At 36.5% G+C, this 11440-nt stretch carries 10 protein-coding genes; 3 read left to right on the top strand and 7 right to left on the bottom strand.

The features are described 5' to 3' along the window. Positions 1–26 precede the first annotated feature (26 nt). The 4 genes from B5Y67_RS05410 to B5Y67_RS05425 form a co-directional block, all read right to left on the bottom strand. Positions 27–1904, bottom strand: coding sequence for a PAS domain S-box protein (locus B5Y67_RS05410; protein ID WP_088225499.1), 1878 nt, complete (start codon positions 1902–1904; stop codon positions 27–29). 279 nt (positions 1905–2183) lie between these two features. Further along, the gene (locus B5Y67_RS05415) at positions 2184–3095 is read right to left on the bottom strand and encodes an NAD(P)/FAD-dependent oxidoreductase (RefSeq protein ID WP_088225524.1); all 912 of its coding nucleotides are present in this window, start codon (positions 3093–3095) and stop codon (positions 2184–2186) included. A gap of 151 nt (positions 3096–3246) precedes the next feature. Beyond that, on the bottom strand, positions 3247–3975 hold the full coding sequence (locus B5Y67_RS05420; protein WP_242975870.1) for a DUF1287 domain-containing protein: 729 nt from the start codon (positions 3973–3975) through the stop codon (positions 3247–3249). Positions 3976–4066: 91 nt separating this feature from the next. After that, entirely contained in the window at positions 4067–4483 is a 417-nt protein-coding gene (locus B5Y67_RS05425; RefSeq protein ID WP_088225500.1) for a hypothetical protein, read from the bottom strand. A gap of 297 nt (positions 4484–4780) precedes the next feature. Between B5Y67_RS05425 and B5Y67_RS05430 the strand changes: the two genes are divergently transcribed. From B5Y67_RS05430 to B5Y67_RS05440, 3 genes are all read left to right on the top strand, one after another. Then, positions 4781–5125, top strand: a complete 345-nt coding sequence (locus B5Y67_RS05430; protein WP_088225501.1) for a hypothetical protein — start codon at positions 4781–4783, stop codon at positions 5123–5125. 376 nt (positions 5126–5501) lie between these two features. Next, complete coding sequence (locus tag B5Y67_RS05435) at positions 5502–6734, top strand: MFS transporter (protein ID WP_088225502.1); 1233 nt, start codon at positions 5502–5504, stop codon at positions 6732–6734. A gap of 56 nt (positions 6735–6790) precedes the next feature. Further along, a complete protein-coding gene (locus B5Y67_RS05440; RefSeq protein WP_088225503.1) occupies positions 6791–7783 on the top strand; it encodes a DUF3231 family protein in 993 nt (330 codons plus the stop codon). A 508-nt stretch (positions 7784–8291) separates the two neighbouring features. On the opposite strand, the gene B5Y67_RS05445 is transcribed toward B5Y67_RS05440, so the two are convergent. From B5Y67_RS05445 to B5Y67_RS05455, 3 genes are all read right to left on the bottom strand, one after another. Then, entirely contained in the window at positions 8292–9014 is a 723-nt protein-coding gene (locus B5Y67_RS05445; RefSeq protein WP_088225504.1) for a YetF domain-containing protein, read from the bottom strand. A gap of 667 nt (positions 9015–9681) precedes the next feature. Continuing rightward, positions 9682–10809, bottom strand: coding sequence for a sodium/glutamate symporter (locus B5Y67_RS05450; protein WP_088225505.1), 1128 nt, complete (start codon positions 10807–10809; stop codon positions 9682–9684). 12 nt (positions 10810–10821) lie between these two features. Further along, the gene (locus tag B5Y67_RS05455; RefSeq protein ID WP_088225506.1) at positions 10822–11295 is read right to left on the bottom strand and encodes a C-GCAxxG-C-C family protein; all 474 of its coding nucleotides are present in this window, start codon (positions 11293–11295) and stop codon (positions 10822–10824) included. Positions 11296–11440: the final 145 nt, after the last annotated feature.

The following is an 11440-nucleotide window of genomic DNA, read 5'->3' on the forward strand; positions in this document are numbered from 1 at the left end:
TGGGGTACATAGTTTTCCGGGTAAAATTAGCCTCTTCTAAACCGTACAAAAAAAGTAGTTCCTTTTGAGCATGTCTCAATTTCAATTTTTGCATTATGCCTAGCTGCAATGCTGTAACAAACCGCCAATCCTAACCCCGTTCCGTTTTCTTTTGTAGTAAAGAATGGAGTGCCAAGTTTTTCAAGCACCTCTTGCGGTATCCCTTCACCATCGTCAACAACGGATAATACAATTTCTTCTTTATCCATAAATGTTCTTATTTTCATAGTCCCACCCGGTGACATTGCCTGCGTACCGTTCTGAACAAGATTCAGAACCAGCTGTCGTATTTCTTTTTTGTCTAAAGGGATTTTCTCTACGTCTTCAAGTTCCAGATTTATATACTTGTCGCTAACCAAACCATCAGCTTGGATTAATGGGAATAAGTTTTCAACAATTTCTTTTATGCTTTGCATTTCTAATTCAACAACCCTGTCTTTGGCCAATGAAAGGAAGTTCGTAATAATCGAATTCGCTCTATCCAATTCTTCTATCATCAGGGCGAAAAAATCCCGATATTTGGTGCATTCTTCTTTGCGGGATAATAATTGCAAAAATCCTCTTACAGTAGTCATTGGGTTCCTGACTTCATGACCAATACCAGCGGCCATCTGACCGACCAAATTCAATCGATCGAGGTGAGCCATTTCCTTTTCCATCTTGTTTTTTAGGGATTCTTCTTCATACTCTTTAATTATTGTTATATCATCAGCGATACCTATACATCGAATCATTTTTCCATCTTTGTCAAGTATAGGCATTGATCTGTCCCAAATCCATCTGATTGTTCCATCTGGCCTGATAATTTTATACTGTTCATTTAATAACCCTTTGACAGTGCGCTTTTCTCCCGTATATTCATGGACAATTCTTTCTTTATCTCCAGGATGTATGGCGTCAAGAAAAGAATCGGGGTCATCATATAAACTTTGACACGTTCTCCCCCATACCTTCTCGTAGGCAGGATTAATATAAACAAGCTGCTCGTTCTGCCGAACCCAAATCACTTCACCGAGATTTTCAGCAAGTTCCTTAAATTTTTCTTCACTTTCCTTCAGGTCAATTTCGCTCAGTTTTCGCTCTGTTATATCTTGAACAATCCCGTAAGTTCGAACTAATTTTCCGGACAAATCTTGACGATATTTGATTTTTACATGAACCCATCTGTTTTCAGCATCCGATCTAATTATTCTAAAATCTATTTCAGGACTTGTATCAATTATAGGATTTCGCATGATTTTTATTATTAATTCTTTATCGTCAGGATGCACTAATTTTATAAAATCCTGAATGACCGGTACAAACTCTTGCGGCTTGAAACCACATATTCGAAAGAGTTCATCAGACCAAAGATTTTCTCCAGTGATTCTATCTAATTCCCAGAAGCCTAAATTAGCAAATTCCTGGGCCTCCTCTAATCTCATCCTTGTTTTTCTTAGTTCTTCCTCATCGTTTTTTCTTTTAGTAATATCCCGTATTATGACAGCGAAATAGCCAGCTTGAGGAGAATAAACATTAATCACATACCACTTACAAAGTGACGCAGAATAGTTTTCAAAAGTTTCTGCAATCCCCGTTTGGGCTACTCTACCATAAGTTTCGATCCAATACTCACTCGCATTCGGTAATATTTCAAGGACACGTTTTCCAATTACATTTTCCCTCTTCAGGCCAGTATGTTTTTCAAATTCGGAGTTAACTTCCAAAAACACATAATCAATCGGGTTGCCGTCGCAATCATAGAACATTTTATGATATGCAAAACCATCCATCATATTTTCAAATAAGAGACGAAATCTCTCTTCACTATTGCTATGAACGTCTTGTTCAAGGTTCCATGAATTATATTCTTCATCTATTTTCATATCAAATCTCCCGTCAATTCGTCCCCAAACTCGAAGATAGCTGTTTTTCAAATTCGCTATTGTATTAATAAATCTTATTATCTATGCGTTATTTCGAGCGATATTTAGTTATTTCTACATATTCTGCATTTTAATAGAATTTCCTCTCTCTAGAAAAAGTATAAATAAATGAAAAAACGAAAAGGCCAGACCCTCCATAAAAATATAGAGCAATCTGGCGATTATTCGTCCCTACTATTTTCTAAATCAATAAACTCTCAACCTTTCCTTTGATAATTATCAACATTTCAGATAAGCCGCTGCCTGAATCCCCGCAATTGCCCCATCGGAAACGGCTGTAGCAATTTGTCTCACCTCTTTTTTGCATATATCACCCACTGCATAGACACCAGGAATATTAGTTTGCATTTTCTCATTTGCAACGATATATCCATTCACATTATTAAGCGTAGAATACATTGAGGAATTAGGTGTTGACCCAGCATAGATAAATACATAACTATTTGAAGCTTCCACGATTTCGGTCTCATTGGTATTTATATCTGTAATCTCCAATGTTTCAATACTCGTACGCCCTTTAATATTGGTAATTCTGGAATGAAGACAAATTTTCAGGTTCGAAGTTTTTTCCGCTTTTGATGTAAACTCTACTATAGCTCCTAACTTTTCTTCAAAATGGATGAGGGTAACCTGTTTTGCCAACTTCGATAAAAACAATGCCTCTTTTAATGCACCATCGGAGCCACCCACAATAAATATTTCCTTTTCCTTATATAAGCTTAAATCATCGGACAAGCAATAATCTACCCCTTTTCCGATAAGTTCTTGCTCACCTGGTATATCAAGATGTCTTGGCGTAGTACCATTGGCAATGATTACTGTTCTGGTTTGGTATCTACTTTTATTAGTTTCTACTTCTTTGATCTCCGCTTCCAGATTCACTGCAGTTACTTCCTCAAATTTAAAAGCCACCCCTGCTTCTATAGCTTGATTATACATTCTAGTCGCAAAAGTCTTACCAGTTTCATTTTCTGTAATTCCCGAATAATGAGTTACGTTTGAAACTTGTCGGATAGTTCCACCTACCTGCTTTTTTTCGAGGACCAACGTTTGTACTCCTCTACTAACAGCATAAATTGAGGCGCTAATGCCTGCTGGGCCTGCACCTATAATAATTACGTCATAAATCATATTCTTTAACTCCTTATTGATATTTATTTTTCCGAATCTCTCTATATTATTTGAATTTGAAGTAAAAATAATGATAGCAATTTCACTCTGATCATATAAAAACCCCACCCACCATTTAGGCGAGTGAGGTTTGGCACAGATGTCAGTCATACTAAAACTTTGGAAATCGGAAATGGCCGGTTATTTTAGAAGGCCAACTTTGAAGTTGATTCGTTTCGCTCGCCGTGGGACCCCCATTATGTAATAAGTATGGTACGCCATCTTTCCTCCGTTTATCTGAGATAATTGCAATATGTTCATGAGGATTATCGAAAGTAACAATGTCTCCGGGCTGCCACTGATATAAATTTTCAGCGTCCCCGGGTTTTATATCCTTTGTAAGTTCCGTTCCGTACCTTCGAAAGAAAACAATTAAATTAGGAACCCGACGAAAGTCTATATTTGGATCGGGATTACCCGCAATCCGAGGATATTTGGCAGGATGTTCCCGGATATCATTATCCACTAATGATTTTAAATCGTAACCCGCATCACGCATAGCCCTCCATACAACATCTGTACACACGCCTTCATTGTCAGGGGGAAATCCCCTTTGATAATAAGCACTGCGATATTGAGGCTTTCTGTTCACTTCCGCTCTGGCACCATTCACAATGTCTTGTAAATCACTGACACCATCGTTGTCCTTATCACTTGGGCAAGAAATATTGGAAATCTTAAGTGATTGTCCTAATGGCAACTTATCTAAAGGACGGAACAATTCAATACCAGCCCAAGATATCAGGGCTAATCCTACTAGGCTGAACAAAACCATATATCGTTTGGCAGACCTTTTCAGGCTGATCACCTCACCAGTACCATACTTTAAATGTATTAACATTTAGACTCCCATCCACCTCTAAGACAATTATCTTAATAACCGAATCCACTTAAGATATACGATATTTCGCTAAATAAACTTTACCTTCCTTCTACCTTGCCTTATTTATTCTTATTAAATTAATTAATGTTTTATAAAAAACAAGGCCAGAAAAATTGTCTGAGTCAAGAAAACAGCAACTCTTGCCGGAGTCCCGATAACCGACAAGCGGATAATCAATTTTATCATGGGTAATTTGTTCTACTTGGTAATTAGAATAATCTTTATTGTCAACCTTCTTCAATACATAATAACTAGAAGGCATGTTCCTAAAAATATAATCTCCGCTTTTCCATTCAAAGAACATATATGTCGAGCCATTTATGTCTTTGATTATGTAATTGCTCGCTGTCTTCTCTTGCTTATTAATCACTTTATCCTTTGTACAGGTGAACGAAGTGTAAGTTAATCCACCATTTTCTGTCGAACTCAGCATCTTGCCATCTTTTACAAAGGCTAATGAAGTCAACAATACCCCTCCTATCTATTAATCTACTATATATACACACCAAGCACCGAAAGGGTTCGATCAATAGTATAAAAAATAATTAGTATAGATATCATCAATCCATCCTATCCCATTTTCTTCTTGCCATTACGTAATAGTAGGGCGATCCGATAATAATTAACCAGCTTGTTAAAACAAGTTTAATCCTTTATGATTAATTCAACAAATGAAACATAAAGGATCGATGCAAATTTCAAGACGGTATCAAGTAACGTTAATGCACAAATAACAGAACAAGGTAGTTGGAGGTGTATAGGAATGAATTTTGGTGAGATTTTTAAAGATATTTCTGCTGGACTTTTGGTTACTGATGCAGATTTCAATGTGATATGGGCCAATAAATTTGAGGAACAGTTCTATGGTAAACCTGTTGTGGGTTTGTGGGCTTTAGACTGTCACAAGGAAGAAAATCGCCAAAAGATTGGGGACTTTATAGCACGCTTTAAAACCGGGGAATTAAAATCCTTTACCAAAGTAGCCTTTGGGATGGTTATTACCTATAGTAGCTATTTCAAAAATGAGGAGTTTGCCGGAATGATTCGAACAAGAATTTATTTGCCCGAAGGGGCAGATGCAAAGGAGACCGCTCATTATCCAAAGTGAAAACTAGAAATAGAGTATTAAGAGATGCCAATACCTCAAAAGGAACAGCATCTCTTTTTGTCATGTGATTCTTTTCTTGAAATTGCCAAAATGTTATTTACAAGGCAATTTGGATTTGCCTTAAAGGGTGACATGGCACTTCCTGCAATCAAATTTTAAAATTGACAAACATAATATTATTAAATAAAATACCATTATCAATACTACTACATATAATAGTAGTATTGATAATGGTATTTAGAGGTGTCTATTAGCTCACTAATAGCGAGCTTATTCCCCTTAAATTTGTCCGGCAAAAACCCTCGTATGCTTATGAAATTGAACGGATGATAGAGGAAAGAGGAATCCGAAATTGGATGAAATGAGTGGTTAAACAGTGTTAGCAAAACTCAAGAAAACATACCCTGCATTAACTCAACGAAATTTTCGTTACTTTTGGCTTGGCCAATGCATTTCTTTAATTGGCACTTGGATGGATACGACTGGCCAACAATGGCTGGCATATACTTTGACCAAATCTGCACTATTATTAGGTCTGCTCGGAGTGGCACAATTTGGACCAGTCATGTGTTTTTCACTTTTTGCCGGAGTCATTATCGACCGTTACCCTAAAAAACAAATACTCCTATTTACACAAGCATGCCTAATGATCCTTGCATTCATTTTGGCCATTCTGGTCTTGTCCGGCCATGTAACCTATTGGCATATTTTCACTTTGGCTATCTTCCTTGGACTCGTAAACACTCTTGATCAACCTACGCGTCAATCTTTCATGCCGGAATTAGTAGAAAAAAAAGATCTAAGAAGTGCAATTGGACTTAACTCGTCCATTTTTAATGTCGCCAGAATGATTGGACCGGCCATAGCTGCCTTGTTAATGGATAAATATGGAGCAGGCCCATTGTTCATCCTAAATGGTATCAGTTTTATTCCCGTCCTAATTGCAATCAACTTGATTAAAACAAAACCCTTTGAAGCTAAAAAAGTACCTAAGAAAGTACTGACCGAAATTTATGAAGGGTTAATGTATATCAGACATTCAATCTTTCTGCGCAGCGCTGTCCTATGTATGCTCTCAGTCGGTACTTTTGTAATGAACTATAATGTGATTATCCCCTTGTTTGCCGGAGAGGTACTTAAACAAGGGGTTGGCGGATATGGTTTTCTCTTATCTTCCAGTGGTGCAGGTTCACTCATTGGAGCACTTATAGTAGCTTCTTGGGCTAAAGGTAAACCTAGGTTGAGGCTGCTTTTCGGCAGTGCTTTCGCCGTATCTGCCTTTCTCACACTACTATATTTTGTCCACCTTCTACCTCTAGCTTCTGTCATGTTAGCCTTTATTGGGTTTTCAAACATTTTATTCATGACTACAGCAAACTCAACCATGCAGTTTAATTCCGCCGACGAATTCCGGGGCAGAGTCATGAGTGTTTATTCGTTTGCATTTTTAGGGACTACCCCCATTGGAAATCTTTTTGTTGGGAGCATTTCGCAAAGATGGGGAGCTGGTATTGGAGTTTTGATCTGTGGATCAATTTCAGTTTTACTGATTGTGCTAATAGTTATCAATACCGTGGTAAAGAAATCTGCCATTCAGCCAAATGCCTAGGATTTCCTAAATAAAATATGCCCTTTGAGCAATAATAGATTCAAAGGAGTGAGATTATGCGTTCTAAAATAAGTAAAGATGCCTTAACAGCCAATGAAATTAATGCTATTTGGTCCGCATTTATGAAAAATAGCATGGAAATTCGATTTCTAGAATATTTTTTAGAGACTGCGGAAGATTTTGAAATAAGAAAAATTATTCGAAAGATGCTGAATCATCGAATGAAGGATATTGAATGTATTAATAATATTCTAGTTCAAGAGAATATTACTGTTCCCTTAGGTTTTACAGATGATGATGTATGCACAGAAGCCGCCAAGATTTTTTCGGATAATTTCATATTGTTTTTCTGTTACGATTTAGTTTTATTCTCAATAAGTGTTTTATCAAATGCATTAATTGATTGTGTAAGATATGATATTAGAGAGTATTTTCAGACAAGCTTAGAACATAATATCGAAATGCAAAATATAATTATAGAAATTAAGATATCGAAGGATGTTTATTTGAGCTTTCCAAAAGTTGCTATAGACAACGAAGTTGATTTAGTAGATAAAATGAACTTTTTAAAGGGAATTTTCGGTGATAAAAGACCTATTAATGTTGGTGAGATTGCTAATTTATCTAAAATAATAGATCGAGCACAGTTTTCAAAAATGGTTTTTGTTGTTTTTAGTAAAATATCTAAAACACATCACATCTCACAACATTTCAATAAAGGTAGAGATGAGACTCAAAGAGTATTAGATGTATTAACTCATGTTCTTGACGAAGAAAATATCCCAATATCATCGTCGAGTGATTATCAGATATCTGATATTGAAACGTCTCCATTTTCTGATAAGTTAATGTTATTCTTTGTTAATATGTGCTTAGGTATGTTTTGCTTTACTATGATAGCGCAAGCATCAACCTCATGCCTTAGAAATGACTTGATATTGAAGATCTCCAAAATTTCAAATGACTTAAAGTTTTATTATTTGGATGGTGTGAAATTATCAATTAAAGAAGGTTGGCTCGAAAGACCTCCACAATCAATTAATAAATGACTCATCAATAATTAAACCGTATAACATTCCAAATTGCGGTAAACATAAAACAAAAAATGGGAGGTGATCGATCCTATGACCTTTAAAACAAGATTTTCTAAGATGTTATCGTACATTGCCAAAAGTGATCCCTTATCCTATTATTTATCGTATTCAGTGGACGAAAACGAAAATCAAGCAAGATCGAACAATGAATCCCGAGAATAGGGTGAATCTAGAAGAGAATTCCACTGATTCAATGTTCTACAAAGGCCCCTAGTACTTTTTAACTCAAAAACAGGATGCGTTAGAGAGAAAACTAAGAAATTATACTCCATTCTTTTCTTCCAGCTTGGGAGATTTAAGAAGACCATAAGCTTGCTTGAATCCTATGAACACTGAGGTTGGACTGTATCGTTTATACCGAAGGACTTAGTTACTGACCTCCAGGAGCTTAATACTTAACGCTTGTTTCAAGTTCTTATTGACTATTAAGAGAGGGAAACGCTCTTAATAGTCAATCCATAATTTACCTATTAGTTCTTCCCTTCTTAGACTCCCGTCTATGCAAATCTGCAATAATTTCACCTTGTAAATTTACTGCTAAATAAAAAACATCCTCCAGTAAATTAGTTCCTAATTTATTAAGTTGTTCTTGTAACCATCTTTCATCATGTTTTGTACTTTTTAATTTATCATAATCTATTTCCCCATCAATAATGATTTCCACAAAGGGGCCTTGCCCTTCTGGTGAAAGGTCAGGCCCCTCAACAAGGTCGACTTTAGAGACAGATTGGTTTTCCTGTTTGGGGAGAATGCTCAAATTCCCTGTTGTCTCTAAAATAGCATATTCGATATCTGAATAAGAAAAATAACCTTTTTCCCGTAGTAACATCATAAGAACATCCAGATTGACTTTTGTTTTTCTTAAGTTTTCTCTAAGCATAATTCCTTTACGAATAAGGACAATAGGCTCACCATTTGTAATTCGTCGAAACAAACGGAATTTTAAAGATATTATTGCTGCAATGATCGAAATAATTGAAAATAGAATTAGAGTATAACATGAAAGGAACCATTCCTTAATAGTTCGTGAAGCAATCATATTTGCCGCGAGATTTCCCATTGCAGCTCCTGCTACCCAATTAAAAAAAGTCAACTGAGTTAATTGAGTACTCCCTATAAAACGGACTAATATTAATAGTATAAGGAAAGTAATTAAAGTACTAATTGTTAGGATAAAGTATAACATTTTCAACGTCCAATTTCTTAATTTTTAAAAAATTGTGTTTTGAAGGTGGTACAATACGTACTTAGGCAAACTTGTATAGCCTAGGGATCTGATGACTATTGCAAAACAAGTGGATACAATATTCTTATCTTACCCTGTATCCATTTTATTATTACACAAGGAACCTTGTTCAAAGCGGGGAATTATATTTAGAATATCCCCAGTGAACTCGTTCAGCTAAAGCTGAACATCGATGCTCCAGATACAATAATGTCCAGTGGACATTATTGCCGAGCCGCCTTTCCCAATAGGAATACTTAGCGGCGAAGGAGGACTCTACCCCACCTGAAGTTTACGAAGGACCCACCCCCACTTATAGAAGTGGGGGGCTTAAAATCCGGATTAATTGTTTCAAGAGAAACGAAAAGACGCTGATTCAGCGTCTATCTGGGAGCAAAACGTAACAGCCCCGCGATCGAGGACCGTCAAATTCACAAAAGCAAACCCCCTACCACCGGTCAGGAACGATTTTCCGTTATTAGCAAACGTTTAGTGCGGCTCTTGCACTTACTAAGGAATTTTACGGTGATGGTCCATTAGTGCTGGTTTTTAAATGGGCAACAGAATTACCTTTGATGTGATGATTAAATTCATAACACACAATTAGGTACACCTTTATTGAAAGACACTAAAGGAATAACTTAATAATGTAGGGATTAAACACAGTAATAAGCCAAGCACCCACTGGAGGAACAATGTATAAAACTATTGGAATAGCCCCTTCCTGTTCTCCAATACATTGAAGGGTAGACATAGTACTTGCTGGCATTCCCAAACTAAATCCAATTAACCCTGAAGCTACATAGGCGGCTAATGCGTCTCTGTTGTAAAAACGAAAGACTAAATAAAAGCTGAAAAACATCAGTATACAAGCCTGCAGGACAAAAATTAAAATAGCGGTAGTATTAAGTTTCGCAAGTGCGGTTAGGTCCATTGACATGAAAGAAATGATTAAAAGCATGGATAAAGAAAAATTACCAATTATATTTACTTTCGGTGATTGGATCGGAGATTTACCCGTTAATTCAAACATTTGTCGGATAATAAGCCCTGCTAGAAAAGAACCCCCTGCCGGATTAATCCACTTACCAAACCCAAATTGTGTAGGAAGCAAACCCAGACATATAGTCAATAAAAAAATTAAAAGATGTTGTAAGAATTCATATGGCTTAAATTCGATTGGTGTCATTTTAGGCAATTCCAATTGGGTTCGCTTCTTTAATAAAATAAAAAGGCACCCCCCTAGGACCGTACCAAAAATATTTCCAAACACCGAATAGCCATTAAACAACCCAAGATAAGCATGCCCTTTTGATATTAGACTGGGAACCCCCTTGAGTACAGAAGCGTCCCCCATCAGGCCCATTGACCCAAATATAACCGTTTGAAATGGATTGTAGCCTACAGCCTTACTAACCAATAAACTGACTACATTCTGAAATAATGCCACAAAAATAACAATCCCTAAAAATAGGAATTGACCTTTATAACCCTTTTTTAAAAAAGCACGATCTGTTCTTAGTCCAATTGAAGCAAAGAATCCAGCAACAAACACAGGAAGCATAGAATAATCCAAATTCCATTTAACATGTCCAATACTTTTTAAACAAAGAAAGAGAACAGAAGCCAAAATACCTCCAATAAATGGAGCTGGGATGTACAATTTTCTTAGCCAAATTGCCTTACTCTGAAGGTAATAGCCGAATAGCAAAAAGAGCCCTGCTACTGTTATCGTTTGTATTGAGTTAAAATTCATAAAACTAAACTCCTATATGTTAACAGATTTAATTGTATTAATTAGCTCTTCATCATCCAACAATTTGTCTGTTACCCAAGCCGCAACTTCTCCGGTTATTTTCACACAGTGAGCTTTGCGTTCAGGAGAATCAAAGACTAAATCTTTTGTAATGACTCGGCAGCAAGTGCTTCTATATAAATTTTTAATATGATCATGAAGTTCTGCAGCAATAGGTAACATTTTGCTATTCATTGTATTGCCATGATCTCTTCCGTAAGCCATCCCTAATGCCATTACACCGCCACTTATGGCTCCACAAACACAACCCGATTTTCCGATCCCGATCGGAAAGCCTGAAGCCAATCTGGTAATTGAACGATCAAAAGGCCAGCCAAGCAACTCATTGAGAGTGTGGATCACAGATTCAGAACAAAAAAACTCACCTCTCTGGAAGTAACCTTCCGCCTTTGTCCTTGCATCATTAATAATTTTTTCTCTTTCCATATACTAGCCTCCGTTAATAATTAATTATTTAAGTTTCGCACCCTGATAGGAGTTATTTCCCGGCGGAAACTTGGTCACCAGTTTGAGTTCTTGCATCTTAACTCAGACAATTCCATTGGAATTTTACTGTTTAACAAGCTTTATC

The organism is Desulfosporosinus sp. FKB, assembly GCF_002196705.1.
Taxonomy (GTDB): domain Bacteria; phylum Bacillota; class Desulfitobacteriia; order Desulfitobacteriales; family Desulfitobacteriaceae; genus Desulfosporosinus.